The following is a 15,785-nucleotide window of genomic DNA, read 5'->3' on the forward strand; positions in this document are numbered from 1 at the left end:
GCGGGGGAGCGGGGCGGAAAGGGTGCGGGCGCAGGGGGGAGGCGGGGGAGGAGGGCCGGGGCGCGTGGTATCAGTCGAGGCGGGGGTGGCGGGCCTGGAGGGTCCAGATGGCCGGGTTCTCGCCCAGGTCCTCGTGCAGGTCGATGAGGTCGGCGAGCAGGTCGTGCAGGAAGTCGCGGGCCTCGCGGCGGAGTTCGGAGTGGGAGAAGGTCAGGGGCGGTTCGTCCGCCGGCAGCCACTCGGCCTCGATGTCGACCCAGCCGAAACGGCGTTCGAAGAGCAGCCGGTCGGTGGATTCGGTGAAGTCCAGTTCCGCGTACTGGGGGCGGGAGGCACGGGAGCCCGCCGGGTCCCGGTCGATGCGTTCCACGATGTCGCACAGGGCCCAGGCGAAGTCGAGCACCGGCACCCATCCCCAGGCTGTGGACAGTTCCCGGTCCTCCTTGGTGTCGGCGAGGTAGACGTCGCCGCAGAAGAGGTCGTGCCGCAGGGTGTGGACGTCCGCGCGGCGGTAGTCGGTCTGCGGGGGGTCGGGGAAGCGGTTGGAGAGGGCATAGCCGATGTCGAGCACGGAGGTGATGGTGTCACGGCGGGCGCGGTGCGGCGGCGGCGGACGGTCCGGTGGAGGGGCTCGACGACTGTGGGGCCGGGGTCGCTCCGTGGTGTGCGGCCGCGTTCTTCCTAGGATCGCGGGGTGCGCCTCCGCTTCCGGCCCCGTGGCCCTCACCGTCCCTGCGGCCCACGTTCCCGCGACCCACGTTCCCGCGGCCCCCGTCCGCTCGCCGCCGTCGCCCTCGTGACCGCGGCGGTGGCGGTGGCCGGGTGCGCGGGGGGTGCGTCCGGAGGGCCCGGGGGTTCTGACGGATCGGATGGTCCGGGCAGCGTCGGTGTGGGCGACCCGTACTTCCCGAAGGCCGGCAACGGCGGGTACGACGTCTCCCACTACGCGCTCGACCTCGCCTACGACCCGGCCGCCCACCACCTCACCGGCACCGCGACGATCACCGCCCGCGCGACCGAGGACCTGACCGCACTGAACCTGGACCTCGAGGGCCTGGACGTCGAGCGGGTCACCGTCGACGGCGGCAGGGCCCGCTGGCGGCGCGCCGGTCAGGAGCTGACCGTCCGGCCGGCGAAGGGACTGGACCGGCACCGGACGTTCCGGGTGGTCGTCCGCTACTCCGGCGCCCCGGTGACCGTCACCGACCCGGACGGCTCCGAGGAGGGCTGGCTGCGCACCGCGGACGGGGCGGTGGCGCTGGGCCAGCCGACGGGCTCGATGGCGTGGTTCCCGGGCAACCACCACCCCTCGGACAAGGCGACGTACACCGTCACGGCGACGGTGCCCGAGGGCCTGCGGGCGGTGTCCAACGGCGAGCCCGCGGGGGAGCGGACGAAGGGGGGCCGGACGGCCTTCACCTGGCGTACCACCGAGCCGATGGCGAGTTACCTCGCCGTGCTCGCCGTCGGCCGGTACGAGACCGGCCGCACCACGACCCGCGACGGTCTTCCCGTCCACACCGCCGTCGATCCGCGGCAGGCGGCGGCGAGCCGTGCGGTGCTGGCGCGGCTCCCGGAGGCCGTGGAGTGGGCGGAGGGCTGGTTCGGCCCGTACCCCTTCTCCTCGGCGGGGGCGATCGTCGAGCGTCCCGAGGACGCCGGGTACGCCCTGGAGACCCAGAACCGGCCCGTGTTCGCCGGGGCGCCCAGCACCCTGCTCCTGGTGCACGAGCTGGCCCACCAGTGGTACGGCAACTCCGTCACGCCGAAGACCTGGCGGGACATGTGGCTCAACGAGGGGTTCGCGACCTACGCGGAGTGGCTGTGGCGGGAGGACCACGGGGACGGCACCGCCCAGGAGACCTTCGACGCGGTGTACGCCGGGACGTACTTCCCCGACACGGCGACGAACGAGGCGGTCTGGTCGTTCCCGCCCGCGCGGCCGCCCGACGCGGCGCACATCTCCGGTGTTCCCGTCTACCAGCGCGGCGCGCTGGTCCTGCACAGGATCCGGCGGACGGTCGGCGACGGCGCCTTCCGCGCCCTCCTCCGCGGCTGGGCGGCGAAGCACCGCCACGGCAACGCGGACACCGCCGACTTCACGGCGTACGTGGAGAGGTCGGCCCCGGACGAGGAGTTCGACGGGATCTGGTCGGACTGGCTGTACGGGGAGGGGAAGCCGGCCCGGCCCTCCAAGCCCTGAGGCCTGCAGCCCTGGAGAGCCGAAGGCCGAAGCCCCGCAGCCCTGGAACGTGCCCTGCGCGTGCCGGAGCCCCCGGCCGCCGAGAAGGCGGGCCGGGGGCTCCGAAGCGTGGCGTGGGGCGTCCGTCAGACGTTGACGCCGAAGTCCTGGGCGATGCCCGTCAGGCCCGAGGCGTAGCCCTGGCCGACGGCGCGGAACTTCCACTCGGCACCGTTGCGGTACAGCTCGCCGAAGACCATGGCGGTCTCGGTGGCCGCGTCCTCGGACAGGTCGTAGCGGGCGATCTCGGTGCCGCCGGCCTGGTTGATGACGCGGATGTACGCGTTGCGCACCTGGCCGAAGTTCTGGCTGCGGTTCTCGGCGTCGTAGATCGAGACCGGGAAGACGATCTTGTCGATGTCCGCCGGGAGGCCGGCCAGGTTGACGTTGATCTGCTCGTCGTCGCCCTCGCCCTCACCGGTGCGGTTGTCGCCGGTGTGGACGATGGTGTTGTCCGGGGTCTGCTTGTTGTTGAAGAAGACGAAGTGACCGTCCGAGTACACCTTGCCCTGCGGGTTGGCCGCGATCGCGGAGGCGTCGAGGTCGAAGTCCGTGCCGGTGGTGGTGCGGACGTCCCAGCCGAGACCCACGGTGACGGCGGTCAGGCCCGGAGCCTCCTTGGTGAGCGAGACGTTGCCACCCTTGGACAGGCTTACAGCCATTGTTGGGAGTCCCTTCCCTCGTGTACGTACGGCTAAGAAGCTACAGCTACCCCCTTGAACGCGAGAGGGGCACGCGAGGTTCCAGGTGGCTTTACTTTCTTTACCCGGGATATTCGGGTGACGCGGACCGGTCAGGGGCGAGACCATGGACGGCATGTCCGGTCCCCATGTCATCCGCGGCTCCGTCCTCCTGCCCGAGGCCGAGCTCATCTGGCGTTTCTCGCGTTCGTCGGGGCCCGGCGGGCAGCACGTGAACACCACCGACTCGCAGGTCGAGCTGCGTTTCGACCTCGCCGCCACCGAAGCGCTGCCCGAGGTGTGGAAGGAGCGGGCGCTGGAGCGGCTGGCGGGGCGGCTGACCGGCGGTGTCGTCACCGTCCGGGCCTCCGAGCACCGCTCCCAGTGGCGCAACCGCGAGACCGCCGCCGTGCGCCTCACGGCGCTCCTCGCCGAGGCCACCGCGCCCCCGCCCCGGCCCCGCAAGCCGACCCGCATCCCCCGCGGCATCAACGAGCGCCGGCTGCGGGAGAAGAAGCAGCGCTCGGAGACGAAGCGGGGACGCTCCGCGCGCGACTGGGGGTGACCTGGGCAGGACCCGGGTGTTTCGCGTGGGCCTGGGGATGACCCCGGGCGGGATCAGGCGGAGCCGGAGTGGACGTATGCCTCGGCGAGGGACTTCGCGACCGGGGCGACCGCGAACTCCTGGTCGGGGCGGACGCGTAGGCCGAGGGCGGCGTCGAGGTTTTTCGGGGTGATCCCTTCGAGGCGGGGAGTTGTGGTCTTTGTCACCCGGGCGGCGTAGGGGCGCAATTCCCTTTCGGTGAAAGGATTTTCCGGTTCGCGAAGTGCCCGGAAAACGTTCAGGCCAGGTGCCGGTAACGGCCCTGGAAGTAGGCCAGCGGCCCGCCGCCCGTGCTGGGTGCGTCCGCTGCCAGGACGCGGCCGATCACCAGGGTGTGGTCGCCGGCCGGCACCCTCTGCTCGGTGCGGCACTCCAGGGTGGCGAGGGCGCCGCCGACCAGGGGGGCACCGCTGTACTCGCCCCGCACGTACGGGATGTCCTCGAAGAGGAGGCGGTCGCTGATCCTGCCCTTCATCGAGAAGCGGCCCGCGATGTGCCGCTGGCTCTCGGACAGGACCGACACCGACCACAGTGGCTGCTCGTCGAGCAGGTCGTCCATGCGGGAGCCCTCGCGCAGGCTGACCAGTACCAATGGCGGGTCCAGGGACACCGACAGGAACGCGGTCGCGGTCATGCCGACGTCCTCGCCGACCGGTGCCCGCGGGTCGTCCGGGTCCAGCGGCGGCTCCTGTGCGGTCACCAGGACCACACCGGCGGCCAGACGGGACATGGCTGCGCGGAACTCGTCGTTGCTCACCCCCTCAGCATGCCGGGCGGCGGGTACGGCGGTGATCGTGGGCGGGGGTACGGGAGTGTTCAGCACACCGGAAACGCTAGTCTCCGCTCCGTACGTCCCGCATCGGGCCTCCGCCCGAGCGGGGACCTAGGACCAGCGACGGACTCCTGCGCTCCACGGGCGTGAGCCGGCACGCACGGACCGAACCCTGTGGAAAGGGTGCGGAATTCGCATGCGGCGCATGCAGCGCATGCCGTTCATTCGGCATATCCGGTGAATGGCCGGAGAAACTGCGGAAAGGTCTCCCAATTGTTCATGTTTAGTTGTGACTTGAATCACAAGGGGCGACAATTGTTGACCCTGTGTACCGAGTGGGCAGCGCGCTGTGATTCAGTGGCGGGGAGGCTGCCAGGACGATACGCCGATGAGAACGCTTGATTCGCTGCGAGGTCCCGGGGGGAGGGTGAGCATGGAGACCGAGTCGGAGCCCTATGTCCGTCTTGCTTCCCTGCGGCAACTGCACCAGGGCATGGCCGACATGAACACGGCCCGCAGTCTGGCCGACACCCTCCAGACCGTCGCCGACGGCGCCGTCGACGCCCTGGGGTACGAACTGGCCTGCGTCAACCTCGTGCGCCCCGACGGCGACCTGGTCGTGGCCGCCCTCTCGGGCAACGCGGCCGCGGAATCCCTCATCACCGGCCGGGTCGGCTCGCGCGAGTCCTGGGAGCGCCGCCTCTCCATGGGCGAGGCCTGGGGCGACCTGATCTTCATACCGCACACCGAGGGCTGGGTCCTCGACGACGACGACGTCCCCCAGTGGTACACCGACGGGCCCGCCCCCCGCTTCGAGGACGAGTGGCACCCCTCCGACCGGCTCTTCGCCCCGATGTACGCCCCCGGCCCGCAGGGCGGCGGAGCCGGCGAACTGGTCGGCGTGCTCTCCGTGGACCGCCCGCGCAACGGCCGGCTGCCCGGCGCCTGGGGCCGCGAAGCGCTCCAGATGTACGCCTTCCAGGCCGCCATCGCGATCAGCAACGCCCGGCTGCGCTCCAACATGCAGCGCGCCCTGGTTCGCCTGGAGCGCGAGCAGCAGGCCCTGCGCGCCAGTGAGGAGAGCTTCCGGCAGGCCTTCGAGTACGCCCCGTCCGGCATGGCCGTCGCGGAGATGGGCGGCGACCAGCACGGACGCGTCCTGCGCACCAACGACGCGCTGTGCCGGCTGCTCGGCCGCCCCGCCTCCGCGATGCGCCGCTACTCCTTCTCCGACCTCGTGCACCCCGAGGACATCGGCACGCTGCTGCGGACCTCCGCCGAGGGCGGCCGCGCCGAGCTGCGGCTGACCCGCCGGGACGGCACCTACGTGTGGGTGTCCCTGCGCAACTCCGTGGTCGCCGACGCGGCCGACGGGCCGCGCTTCCTGCTCACCCACGTCGAGGACATCGAGGAGCGCAAGCGCCGCGAGCTGCAGCTCGCCCACCGTGCCTCCCACGACTCCCTCACCGGCCTGCCGAACTCCGCGGAGCTGCGCGCCCGGCTCTCCGCCCGCCTGTGCCGGCAGCGCCCGTCGATACTGCCCGCCGCCGTGGACGAAGCCATGGCCGCCTTCGAGTCCTTCGGCTCCCAGGACGCCGCCTACGGCCCGCCCGCCTTCGACCGCGGCCACGATTTCGACTTCCCGCCCGAGGCCGAGGGGTTCGAGGGGTACGACCACCACGTGCACGCCATCGCCCCCGACGCGGACCACGACGACGGCGCCAAGGGTCTCGCGGTGCTCTTCTGCGACCTCGACGGCTTCAAGTCGATCAACGACCGGTTCGGGCACAACGCGGGCGACGCGGTGCTCATCGAGGTCGCCCGCCGGCTCGGCGACGGCGTCCGGGACGGCGACACCGTCGCCCGGCTCGGCGGCGACGAGTTCGTGATCCTCGCCAACGGGCTCGGCCGGGCCGACGCCCAGGACCTCGCCGTACGGCTGCGCAACGAGATCATCCAGCCCATCCGGGCCGAGGGCCGGGCCGTGCGGGTCGGTGCCAGCTTCGGCATCGGGTGGGCCCACTGCGGGATGACGGCGGACGAAGTGCTGAAGTCGGCCGACGAGCGGATGTACATCGAGAAACGATCTCGTCCCAAACAGCATCGGCGGGCGGGGTGAGCCCCAGGTCAGCGGGTTGATGCGGCCCGAGTAACTCGTTCGGGTGGTCGGATGGGGGTCCCCCCGTTCGAGTAGATTCGAGAATGGGGGGAGGTAGGCTCGCCTACCTCACCACCCGTACCGCACCCGATCCGCAGCTAGGAGTACCAAGGGATGACGTCCGGCAACAACGGCGCAAACACGCCCGAGGACGACGACCCGTTCGGCTACCTCTACGCCGACGGGCAGGCCAACGGAGCCCAGCCGCCGTCCGGGGGCTACGGCTACCCGAACTCGGTCAACCGGGTGCGGCCGGTCGGCACGCGTCAGTACGGCCAGCAGGGCCCCGTGGCGCAGGCGCCGCAGGCGCCGCAGCAGGGAACGCACGGCCGGCCGAACGCGAACTACGCGGCACCGGAGACACTGCCCGGCGCCGCCCCCACCGTCTCCTCGCAGCTTCCGGGCAGCCGCGGTGGTCACGGCGGCGGCGGCCGGGGCCGCGGCCCGAACACCAAGGGCCTGCTCATCGGCGCCGTCGCGGTGGTCGCCGCGGTGGTCATCGGCATCAGCGTGGCCATGATCGGCGGCGACGGCGACGGCGAGGACGACAAGGGCGAGAACCAGGCCGACTCGACGCCGACCCAGGCCCAGACCAGCGAACCCAGCCCGTCGGCGACGAGTGAGAAGGCGCCGGACGACGAGGCCGAGCTGCCGGCCATCGACGCGAAAGCGCTCCGCCTGGACGGCGGGACCGTCCAGGCGTCGGAGATCAAGGGCGCGAAGGCCGATGGCGGGGGCTATGTAGCGGGCTTCAACAAGGTGGGCGCGAAGGTCACCTGGACCGTCGACGGCATCAAGGATTCCGAGACGTATCGGCTGTACGTGCGCTACGGCATTCCGGGCGTGGACGCCGATGCCACGCTGGTGGTCAACGGCGAAGCCGAATCCCGTTCGTTGGGCATGAAGAACTTCGGCAACCTGCCCGAGGGGGACTGGGAGAAGGGTTGGCAGACCACTTGGGCCAACGTGAACCTCAACAAGGGCACGAACACGATCGAGCTCGTCTGCAATGAGGGCAACCAGTGCAATGCGAACCTCGATCAGTTCTGGCTGACGGAGGAGCCGCCAAGCTGACGACAGGAAAAACTGTGGTCAGCTTGTGGCTGAGTGGGTTGAAAAGGATGGAGCCGCCGATTCGCCTTTCGGGGCATGCGGCGGCGTCGTTCGCCTACTGACCTTCAAAGCGTGGTGTCGTAGGGGCTGACGTCTCATGATCTCTGCGATAAGCCGACTGTATGAGGTATGCGCAAGGCGGCGGGCTGACCGACGGACGACGTACTTTCCGCGATAATTTGCGGTTGGAGGCGGCCGGGCGGTTCCGACAGGGCGATAAGAATACAGTCATCGCGCACAACCTGCGGGTCAGCGTCAGGTCGGTGCAGCGCCGGCGCAAAGCCTGGTCACAGGGCGGGCCGAGAGTGCTGGTCTGGGACCATCTCAACACCCGCCTCACCGCCGGCATGCACCGCTGCATCGCCGACCGCGACTGGCTCACCGTCTTCCGGCTGCCGCCCTACGCGCCCGACCTCAACCCGGTCGAGGGCATCTGGTCCGTACTGCGACGCACCACCGTGGCCAACCGCGCCTTCGTCGACCCCGACGAGCTGATCACCGCGGTCCGATGCGGCCTACGCCAACTCCAGTACCGCCACGACGCCCTCGACGCTGCCTCACCGGAACCGACCTCCGGCACCAGCCACCATGACGACATCACGCATTCAAGGTCAGTGACGTTTTCTCAGCGGTGATCATTTCCAGATTCTGTTGAGGGTGAGGGCGGCGCGGGCGATGTCGCCGATCCGGCTGGGGCTGATGGTGATGTGTTGCCGGGTGCGCCAGCGCTGCTTGAGTTCGGCTGCGGCACGTTCGCCGAGAGCTCGCATGCCTCTGATCAGACTGTTGGTGGTTCGCGTGTCGGTGTGCAGAGCCTGTTCTGACTGGCCCCACTAGGTCAGCGCCGGGCGGAAAGTCCCTTCCCGGTGAGGCCGGCGTCCTTGCGCAGGTACTGCAAGCTCACGGCGAGTGCCTCGCGGGCGGCCTGCGCGCTCGACGAAGAAAGAGACGGCCATAGGGCCAAGTGCCCGGTGATACATAGAATTTGACGCTATATCAGACACTAGTGAAGCTGTGCTCCCTGAGCTACCATCCCCATGTCTGCCAATCAGGGATAGAGGAAACCTCATATGAACATGCTCAAGAAAAGCCTGACAACGGTGGCTGTGGCCGGCACGTTGCTGGGCGGCGCCTTTGTCACACCGGCCGCGGCGGCTGATCCCAATACCTGCACGAAAGGGTACTTCTGCGGATGGTCGGGGGCGAACAGGACTGGAGCCAGGATCGTGTATAACCTCACGCCCGGCTGCTATCCCCTCGACAAGATTGCCAAGTCCGTCTCAAACCAGACGCCATATCGCATAGAGTTCTGGAACGCCACCACCGGCTGTGCTACCGGTACCAAGCGAATCACTCTGGGACCGGGCACCTACTCAGACAACCCCGGCACCATTAACTCGGTTGCAATCTACGCAAAATGAGGCTCTAGTAACCGAGCGCGCCCGGACACTGGCGGACGCTAAACATTTTGTTTAGCGTCGGCCAGGAGCGGCGCAGGCCAGAGGCGTAAGGGGCTCTTCTGCTCCATCTGTGGGTTGCTGCGGAGCGCCTGGCGCAGTACACGCCGTTCCCGGTGCAGATCTTGAGGTGTCTATGCCCGAGATCTGGAGTACCGGAGGGACGGCGTGCGGTTCACCATAGTATTGAACGCTTTGGTCGGATGCGAGCAGGCCGTGCCGGAGGACGCATGGTTCGAGGAAGAAGCAGAGGCCATCGTGGTCGCGGTGCGTCCGAGGTCCCGGGCGCGTCGCCGTTGCGGGATTTGCCAGGCCCGCTGCCCGCTCTTCGACACCGGAGCCGGTCGGCGGCGCTGGCGGCACCTGGACGCGGTGGGTTTGAAGCTGTACCTGGAGGCGGAAGCACCCCGAGTCCGCTGCGGCCGGCACGGCGTGGTGGTTGCCGCCGTTCCCTGGGCGCGACACGATACCGGGCACACCCGCGACTTCGACCAGCAGGTCGCCTGGATGGCCACCGAGTGCTCCAAGTCCGCGACCGCCCAGGTGATAAGGACCGCCTGGCGCACGGTCGGTGCCATCCTCACCCGCCATCAGGCCGACGCCGGCCTGGACCGCCTGGCCGGCCTGCGCCGGATCGGCATCGACGAGATCTCCTACCGCCGCGGCCAGAAGTACATGACCGTCGCGGTCGACCACGACAGTCGCCACGTGGTGTGGATGGCCGACGGCCACGGCAAGGACGTGCTGCGCTCCTTCTTCGACGCGCTCGGTGAGCAGCGGGCCCAGATGCTCACCCACATCAGCGCCGACGGTGCGGAGTGGATTGCCGACGTCGTCGCCGAGCGGGCCCCGAACGCCGTCCGCGCCATGGACCCGTTCCACGTGGTGGCCTGGGCCGCCGACGCCCTTGACGAGGAACGCCGGGCCGCCTGGAACCGCGCCCGGCGCGAGGCCGACGACCCCGAACTCGCCCGCCGGCTCAAGCACTCCCGCCACGCGCTGTGGAAGAACCCCGAGGACCTCACCACCCGCCAGCAGGCCAAACTCGCCTGGATCGCCGCCAACGACCCCCGCCTGCACCGCGCCTACCTGCTCAAGGAGGGCCTGCGCACGATCTACCGGATCGCTGCCGAGGAGGGCACAGAAGCCGCCGCGAAGGCCCTGGGCCGGTGGCTGTCCTGGGCGGTGCGCTGCCCGCCTGCCCGCCTTCACCGAGCTGGCACGCAAGGTCAAACGGCACTACGAGGCGATCCTCCACGCCATCGCCGAGAAACTCTCCAACGGCCTGACCGAGTCCACCAACACCAAGACCCGCCTGATCATCCGCCGCGGCTTCGGCTTCCGCACCGCCGAGGCCGTCATCGCCCTCGTCATGCTCTGCCTCGGCGGCAACCGACCAGTCCTCCCACGGCGTCAACTCGCATGATCACACTCACAGGTCCAGCACAAGAGCCCGGTAAGGGAACCCCGGCGGACGCTGCGGACGCTATTTTCCCTCAACTCTCTAGGCTTGACTCTGAAGCTCCTATAGATCGTCAAGTCACTGACATTTTCTCAGCGAAATGATCTACGTGAAGCGGCATGAACCACTCGATGCGTGAGCAGGCCGGACGAGCTGGGCCCAGCCGTGGACAGACGTAAAGCCCCTGGTAGGACAGGTCTCACCACAAGATCATTTCCGTAACCACCAGAGGCTTCACGTTGGTCACCTATGTTGCCACGCTCGATGTCCCGCGCCACGTTGTGGACCACCTTTCGCGTCTGCTCGCTGCCCACCGCCGCCGAATCGGCACCCCTCGCGGCAGCCGCGCGCTCGGCCCGTTCCGTCAAGCCGTGCTGGTGCTGCGCTGGTTCCGCGAACGCGGATGCGTCCACTGCCTGGCCCGCGACGCCGGCATCTCCCAGGCCACCGGCTACCGCTACCTGCACGAAGGCGTCGACGTCCTCGCCGCCCAGGCCCTCAACCTGCACGAGGTCCTGGATCGCTGCCGACAAGAGGGCATGACCCACGTGATCCTCGACGGCACGCTGATCGCATCAGACCGCCTCGCCGGCGTCCGGGACAACGGCAACGACCTGTGGTTCAGCCAGAAGCACAAGGCGTTCGGCGGCAACGTGCAGTTCCTGGCTGCACCGGACGGCACCCCGCTGTGGGTCTCCGACGTCGAGCCCGGCTCCACCCCCGACATCACCGCTGCCCGCATCCACGCCCTGCCCGCCCTCTACAAAGCGGCGGCCGACGGGCTGCCCACCCTGGCCGACAAGGGATACATCGGCGCCGGCATCGGCATCCTCCTCCCGGTCCGCCGCCCAAAGGGCCAGTCAGAACAGGCTCTGCACACCGACACGCGAACCACCAACAGTCTGATCAGAGGCATGCGAGCTCTCGGCGAACGTGCCGCAGCCGAACTCAAGCAGCGCTGGCGCAGCCTGCAACACATCACCATCAGCCCCAGCCGGATCGGCGACATCGCCCGCGCCGCCCTCACCCTCAACAGAATCTGGAAATGATCACCGCTGAGAAAACGTCAGTAGGCGGGAGACCGTCGGATCGGAGGCGACCGGCTCGGCCCGCAGCATGCCGGCATCTGCCAGGCGGTCCCCAGTCTGCGACGACCCCTCCACTCGGAGACGGTGCTTTGGGTGCCAGCACAAGTGCTGATCCATGAACGTGAGTTGTGAGAGGTGAAAGCTCAACAGCGGTGATCGGTGCCTGACATGAAATAAGCCATCGGTGACAACTGCGTAGGGCATGCCTCAGGCCGCGCTGACCTCCCCTGTGATCGCCACCCGCCCGAGCAGTTCCTCATAAGCCTCCCGGTCGAACTCGCCCGCAACCGGCGCCAATACCGTCGCCGCCGACAACGCGACGGCTCGGGCGAGGCGGTCCGGCCAGGGGAGGTTGGTGACCAGGCCCGAGAGCAGGCCCGCGACCAGGGAGTCGCCGGCGCCGGTGGGGTTGCCGCGCAGGCGGGCCGGCGGGGTGGCGCGCCAGCGGCCCTCCGGGGTCACCGCGAGCAGCCCCTGCGGGCCCAGGGAGGCGACCACCGCGCCGGCGCCGCGCCGGCGGGCGTCCTGGGTGGCGGTCAACGGCTCGTGGGAGCCGGTGAGTTCGGCCAGTTCCTCGGCGTTCGGCTTGAGGAGGTCGGGGCGTCCGGCGATCCCGCGGCGCAGCGGTGCCCCGCTGGTGTCGAGGAGGACGGGCACCTTGGCGGCGCGGGCGGTGCGGACCAGCCCGGCATAGGCGCCGACCGGGACGCCCGGGGGCAGGCTGCCGCACAGGGCCACCGCCGAGACGCCGTCCAGCAGATCCTCGTAGACCTCCTGGAAGGCGTGCCACTCGGCGGGGGAGACGACCGGGCCGGGCTCGTTGAGCTGGGTGGTGGTGCCGGAGCGTTCGTCGACCACGGCCACGGTGCGCCGGGTCGTGCCGGACACCGGGAGCAGCGCGTCCGTCAGCCCCGGTATCGCGATGAGCCCCTCGCGCAGGAGCCGTCCGGTGAAGCCGCCGGTGAAGCCGGTGACCGTCACCTCGTGGCCCAGGGCGGCGAGCACCCTGGCCACGTTGACGCCCTTGCCGCCGGGGCGTTCGGTCACCTCGGTGACCCGGTGGGAGGCGCCCGGGCGCAGGGCGGGCACGTGATGGGTGATGTCGAGAGCGGTGTTCAGCGTCACCGTGAGGATCACCGGGCCGGCCTCCCTCCGTCTTGCCGGCCCCTGATCATGCCAAAGAGACGGCCGTCGGCCCACCCCCCGGCGGGCCCCGCTCTCCCCGGCCGGGGCCCGACCGGGGAGAGAAGGGGGGGACGGATCAGCCCAGTTGGGGAGCGATCACCCATTCGCCCCGGCGCATCACGCCCTTGAGGGTGAAGTCCGCGTCGAGAACCACCAGGTCGGCGTCCTTCCCGGGTTCCAGGGAGCCGATCCTGTCGTCCATGCCCAGCAGTCGTGCCGGGGTGGCGGACAGGGCCGCGACCGCGTGCTCGACGGGCAGCCCGTCGACGGTCACCGCCCGCTTGAGGGCACGGTCCAGGGTGAGCGTCGACCCCGCGATGGAGCCGCCCTCCACCAGCCGGGCCACACCGTCGGCGACCTCGACCTCCAGCGGGCCGAGCAGGTAGCGGCCGTCGCCGAAGCCGGCCGCGTCCATCGCGTCCGTGACGAACGCCACCCGCCCGGGGCCCGCGTGGTGGAACGCCAACTGGAGGGCGGCCGGGTGCAGATGGGTGCCGTCGTTGATCAACTCGACCGTGACCCGCTCGTCCTCCAGCAGGGCGGTGATCGGGCCGGGGGCGCGGTGGCCGAGCGCCGGCATCGCGTTGAACAGGTGGGTGGCGACCGTGGCGCCCGCGTCGATGGCCGCCACGGTCTGCTCGTACGTCGCGTCGGTGTGGCCGACGGCCGCGATCACGCCGTGTTCGGCCAGCAGGCGTACGGAGTCGAGGCCGCCGGGCAGTTCGGTGGCGAGGGTGACCATCTTCGCCCGGCCGTGGGCGGCGTCGATCAGTTTGCGGACCTCCGCCGGGTCGGGGTCGCGCAGCAGTTCCTCGGAGTGCGCGCCTTTGCGGCACGGCGAGATGAACGGGCCCTCGAAGTGGATGCCGGCGATGTCGCCCTGTTCGGCCAGCTCCGCCAGCAGACCCGCGCGCCGGACGAGGACGTCCATGTCACCGGTGACGGTCGAGGCGACCAGGGTGGTGGTGCCGTGCAGGCGGTGGGTGTGGATGCCCTTGAGGACCTCGTCGGCCGTCCCGGAGGGGAAGGACGCGCCGCCGCCGCCGTGGTTGTGGAGGTCGACGAAGCCGGGCACCAGCCAGTGCCCGGTCAGGTCGAGCGTCTCGGTCCCGGCGGGCTCCGCCCCGGGAGGACCCCCCTCGACGATCCGGGTGCCCTCCACGGTCACGCGGCCGTTGTCCACGGTCCCGGTGGGCAGTACCACCCGGGCACCGGCGAGAACCTTGGTGGGGGCCATCAGGTGGTTACCTCCGAGGGGTCGATGGTGGTGAGGAGATCCCGGGCGAGAAGTCCCGCGCCCAGGCAGCCGGCGGTGTCCCCGAGGGCCGCGGGGACCAGGGACGGCAGTCTCTGGAAGGTGACCCGCTGCCGGACGGCCTCCCGCAGCGGTGTGAACAAGGTTTCCCCGGCCTCGGCCAGCCCGCCACCGATGATCAGGGTCCGAGGGTCCAGCAGGGTGAGCGCGCTGACCAGCCCGTCGGCGAGCGCCTCGACCGCCTCCTGCCAGACCTTCCGGGCCCGTACGTCGCCCGAGGCCACGGCTGCGGCGCAGTGGGCCGCGTCCGCGTCCTCCTCGCCGCAGGCCGCCGCCCACGCCTCGCCGACCGCCGCCGCGGACGCGTACCGCTCCAGGCAGCCGCGTTGACCGCACGGGCAGAGGGCGCCCCCGGGCCGTACGACGATGTGGCCGATCTCGCCCGCGAAGCCGTGCGCGCCCGCCTCCACCCGGCCGTCGATGCCGATGGCGCCCGCGATGCCGGTGCCCAGCGCCACGAACAGGAACCGGTCGGCGCCCCGGCCCGCCCCGATGCGGCCCTCGGCGAGCCCGCCGGTGCGGACGTCGTGGCCGAGGGCGACCGGGATGCCGCCGAGCCGCTGTGCGAGCAGGGCGCGCAGCGGGAGGTCGCGCCAGCCGAGGTTGGCGGCGTAGACGGCGATGCCCCGCCTCCCGTCGACGATGCCGGGGACGGCGAGGCCGGCGGCGGACGCGGGCTCGCCGAGGTGCTCGGCGCCGTGGGCGAGGAGGTCGGCGGCGAAGTCCAGGATTCCGGCGACCACCGCGTCCGGGCCGCGGTCGCGCGCGGTGGCCCGGCGGGCCCGGTGCAGCAGCGTGCCGTCCGCTCCGACCAGGGCGGCCTTCATCCCGGTGCCGCCCACATCGAGGGCGATGACATGTTCCACGGGGGACAGTGTGACCCCGGGACCCGCAAGAGGTCTAGTCCACTTACGTGGTGGAGACCTTGATCCGATGATCGGAAACCTTTCGGAGTGGAGGGCGCGGAGCGCCGGAGTCGGAGCGGAAAACAGTGCGGCGGCGGAGCTTGGCGAGGACGAGCGGCTCGGATTCTCCCGCGAGTACGACCTGCTGCCGGTCACCATCTCCGCGTCCCGCGTGATGGACGAGTCCGCGGAGGACAAGAAGCTCCGGCCCTTCCTCGACCGGTTGCCGACCGCGGAGCTCTATCCGGTCGGCAACACCTCCTGGGCCGACGTCAACGCGGCCATCAAGCAGCGGATCGGCAAGGCCGTGACCCCGAAGGGCAGCCCCGAGGACGTACTGGGCCGGCTCCAGGCGACCGCCACACGCGCGGAGAGCGCGCAGTAGGGCACCTGCCCCGTCCACCCCCGTCCGCGGACCGGCTGTCGGCGGCGGGGGCTACCGTGCGGGGTATGGACCAGGACCCAGACACGGACCAGGACCCAGGCACGGACGAGGAGCGGGAACAGGAGAGGGAGCGGGAGCGGGAACAGGGCCAGGAGTGGCCGGCGCGGCGCGAGCGGGGAATCCTCGCGCTGGAGCGCCGCGGCTTCCTCGGACCCGGCGCGAAGGAGCGGGCGATCCGTGAGGAGCTGGGCCTGGCCCCGGTGCGCTACTACCAGCTTCTCAACGCCCTGCTCGACGACCCCCGCGCCCTGGCCCACGACCCGGTCACCGTGAACCGGCTCCGCCGCGTCCGCGAGTCCCGCCGCGCGGAACGCTGAACGCGTTCCGCGTTCCGCGCGGCGGGGGTGACTGCTGCCGGC

At 70.5% G+C, this 15,785-nt stretch carries 14 protein-coding genes and 5 pseudogenes; 10 read left to right on the forward strand and 9 right to left on the reverse strand.

Going from position 1 to position 15,785, the window contains the following annotated elements; translation table 11 throughout:
• Positions 1-70: 70 nt before the first annotated feature.
• Positions 71-571: a hypothetical protein gene (locus ACFYQA_RS12235; RefSeq protein WP_388915351.1), complete on the reverse strand. Its 501-nt coding sequence runs from the start codon at positions 569-571 to the stop codon at positions 71-73.
• Between the two features lie 225 nt (positions 572-796).
• On the opposite strand from ACFYQA_RS12235, the gene ACFYQA_RS12240 reads away from it, so the two are divergent.
• The gene (locus ACFYQA_RS12240) at positions 797-2,203 is read left to right on the forward strand and encodes a M1 family metallopeptidase (protein WP_388915354.1); all 1,407 of its coding nucleotides are present in this window, start codon (positions 797-799) and stop codon (positions 2,201-2,203) included.
• Positions 2,204-2,328: 125 nt separating this feature from the next.
• Here the strand turns inward: ACFYQA_RS12240 and ACFYQA_RS12245 are convergent, their stop codons facing one another.
• A complete protein-coding gene (locus tag ACFYQA_RS12245) occupies positions 2,329-2,904 on the reverse strand; it encodes a TerD family protein (protein ID WP_388915357.1) in 576 nt (191 codons plus the stop codon).
• 145 nt (positions 2,905-3,049) lie between these two features.
• Between ACFYQA_RS12245 and arfB the strand changes: the two genes are divergently transcribed.
• Complete coding sequence (gene arfB, locus ACFYQA_RS12250) at positions 3,050-3,487, forward strand: alternative ribosome rescue aminoacyl-tRNA hydrolase ArfB (protein ID WP_388915360.1); 438 nt, start codon at positions 3,050-3,052, stop codon at positions 3,485-3,487.
• 56 nt (positions 3,488-3,543) lie between these two features.
• On the opposite strand, the pseudogene ACFYQA_RS12255 reads toward arfB, so the two are convergent.
• Positions 3,544-3,693 (reverse strand): annotated as a pseudogene (locus ACFYQA_RS12255) (GNAT family N-acetyltransferase); the annotation flags it as partial.
• Between the two features lie 71 nt (positions 3,694-3,764).
• Positions 3,765-4,349 carry a flavin reductase family protein gene (locus ACFYQA_RS12260; protein WP_388915363.1) on the reverse strand — a complete coding sequence of 195 codons (585 nt, stop codon included), beginning with the start codon at positions 4,347-4,349 and terminating at the stop codon, positions 3,765-3,767.
• Positions 4,350-4,731: 382 nt separating this feature from the next.
• Here ACFYQA_RS12260 and cdgB point away from each other — a divergent pair, with 382 nt between their 5' ends.
• From cdgB to ACFYQA_RS12275, 3 genes and pseudogenes are all read left to right on the forward strand, one after another.
• Complete coding sequence (gene cdgB, locus ACFYQA_RS12265) at positions 4,732-6,417, forward strand: diguanylate cyclase CdgB (protein WP_388915366.1); 1,686 nt, start codon at positions 4,732-4,734, stop codon at positions 6,415-6,417.
• A gap of 153 nt (positions 6,418-6,570) precedes the next feature.
• The gene (locus ACFYQA_RS12270) at positions 6,571-7,530 is read left to right on the forward strand and encodes a CBM35 domain-containing protein (protein ID WP_388915369.1); all 960 of its coding nucleotides are present in this window, start codon (positions 6,571-6,573) and stop codon (positions 7,528-7,530) included.
• A 161-nt stretch (positions 7,531-7,691) separates the two neighbouring features.
• Positions 7,692-8,161, forward strand: a pseudogene (locus ACFYQA_RS12275) (transposase).
• Positions 8,162-8,204: 43 nt separating this feature from the next.
• Here the strand turns inward: ACFYQA_RS12275 and ACFYQA_RS12280 are convergent.
• Complete coding sequence (locus ACFYQA_RS12280; RefSeq protein WP_388915372.1) at positions 8,205-8,339, reverse strand: hypothetical protein; 135 nt, start codon at positions 8,337-8,339, stop codon at positions 8,205-8,207.
• 74 nt (positions 8,340-8,413) lie between these two features.
• Positions 8,414-8,533 (reverse strand): annotated as a pseudogene (locus tag ACFYQA_RS12285) (transcriptional regulator); the annotation flags it as partial.
• A 106-nt stretch (positions 8,534-8,639) separates the two neighbouring features.
• Here ACFYQA_RS12285 and ACFYQA_RS12290 point away from each other — a divergent pair.
• The 3 genes and pseudogenes from ACFYQA_RS12290 (at position 8,640) to ACFYQA_RS12300 (ending at position 11,537) form a co-directional block, all read left to right on the forward strand.
• Positions 8,640-8,990: a peptidase inhibitor family I36 protein gene (locus ACFYQA_RS12290; RefSeq protein WP_388915375.1), complete on the forward strand. Its 351-nt coding sequence runs from the start codon at positions 8,640-8,642 to the stop codon at positions 8,988-8,990.
• A 204-nt stretch (positions 8,991-9,194) separates the two neighbouring features.
• Positions 9,195-10,452 (forward strand): annotated as a pseudogene (locus tag ACFYQA_RS12295) (ISL3 family transposase).
• Between the two features lie 275 nt (positions 10,453-10,727).
• Positions 10,728-11,537 carry a transposase family protein gene (locus tag ACFYQA_RS12300; protein ID WP_388915378.1) on the forward strand — a complete coding sequence of 270 codons (810 nt, stop codon included), beginning with the start codon at positions 10,728-10,730 and terminating at the stop codon, positions 11,535-11,537.
• A 246-nt stretch (positions 11,538-11,783) separates the two neighbouring features.
• On the opposite strand, the gene ACFYQA_RS12305 is transcribed toward ACFYQA_RS12300, so the two are convergent.
• From ACFYQA_RS12305 to ACFYQA_RS12315, 3 genes are all read right to left on the reverse strand, one after another.
• Entirely contained in the window at positions 11,784-12,713 is a 930-nt protein-coding gene (locus ACFYQA_RS12305; RefSeq protein WP_388915381.1) for a 1-phosphofructokinase family hexose kinase, read from the reverse strand.
• A gap of 124 nt (positions 12,714-12,837) precedes the next feature.
• A complete protein-coding gene (nagA, locus tag ACFYQA_RS12310; RefSeq protein ID WP_388915384.1) occupies positions 12,838-13,998 on the reverse strand; it encodes an N-acetylglucosamine-6-phosphate deacetylase in 1,161 nt (386 codons plus the stop codon).
• Positions 13,998-14,942: an ROK family protein gene (locus ACFYQA_RS12315; RefSeq protein ID WP_388915387.1), complete on the reverse strand. Its 945-nt coding sequence runs from the start codon at positions 14,940-14,942 to the stop codon at positions 13,998-14,000. The genes nagA and ACFYQA_RS12315 overlap by 1 nt, the downstream gene beginning before the upstream one ends.
• A gap of 145 nt (positions 14,943-15,087) precedes the next feature.
• On the opposite strand from ACFYQA_RS12315, the pseudogene ACFYQA_RS12320 reads away from it, so the two are divergent.
• Both ACFYQA_RS12320 and ACFYQA_RS12325 read left to right on the forward strand, forming a co-directional pair.
• Positions 15,088-15,366: pseudogene (locus ACFYQA_RS12320) on the forward strand (sugar ABC transporter substrate-binding protein); the annotation flags it as partial.
• 65 nt (positions 15,367-15,431) lie between these two features.
• The gene (locus ACFYQA_RS12325) at positions 15,432-15,743 is read left to right on the forward strand and encodes a DUF3263 domain-containing protein (RefSeq protein WP_388915390.1); all 312 of its coding nucleotides are present in this window, start codon (positions 15,432-15,434) and stop codon (positions 15,741-15,743) included.
• The last annotated feature ends 42 nt before the right edge of the window (positions 15,744-15,785 follow it).

Source organism: Streptomyces sp. NPDC005774 (genome assembly GCF_042871645.1).
Taxonomy (GTDB): Bacteria; Actinomycetota; Actinomycetes; order Streptomycetales; family Streptomycetaceae; genus Streptomyces; species Streptomyces pratens.

What these genes read in the sequence shown, in the direction of transcription:
- ACFYQA_RS12270 (WP_388915369.1), top strand. Translation starts at nt 6,571, where the DNA reads ATGACGTCCGGCAACAACGGCGCAAACACGCCCGAGGACGACGACCCG.
- nagA (WP_388915384.1), bottom strand. Translation starts at nt 13,998, where the DNA reads ATGGCCCCCACCAAGGTTCTCGCCGGTGCCCGGGTGGTACTGCCCACC.
- cdgB (WP_388915366.1), top strand. Translation starts at nt 4,732, where the DNA reads ATGGAGACCGAGTCGGAGCCCTATGTCCGTCTTGCTTCCCTGCGGCAA.
- ACFYQA_RS12325 (WP_388915390.1), top strand. Translation starts at nt 15,432, where the DNA reads ATGGACCAGGACCCAGACACGGACCAGGACCCAGGCACGGACGAGGAG.
- ACFYQA_RS12280 (WP_388915372.1), bottom strand. Translation starts at nt 8,339, where the DNA reads ATGCGAGCTCTCGGCGAACGTGCCGCAGCCGAACTCAAGCAGCGCTGG.
- ACFYQA_RS12290 (WP_388915375.1), top strand. Translation starts at nt 8,640, where the DNA reads ATGAACATGCTCAAGAAAAGCCTGACAACGGTGGCTGTGGCCGGCACG.
- ACFYQA_RS12245 (WP_388915357.1), bottom strand. Translation starts at nt 2,904, where the DNA reads ATGGCTGTAAGCCTGTCCAAGGGTGGCAACGTCTCGCTCACCAAGGAG.
- arfB (WP_388915360.1), top strand. Translation starts at nt 3,050, where the DNA reads ATGGACGGCATGTCCGGTCCCCATGTCATCCGCGGCTCCGTCCTCCTG.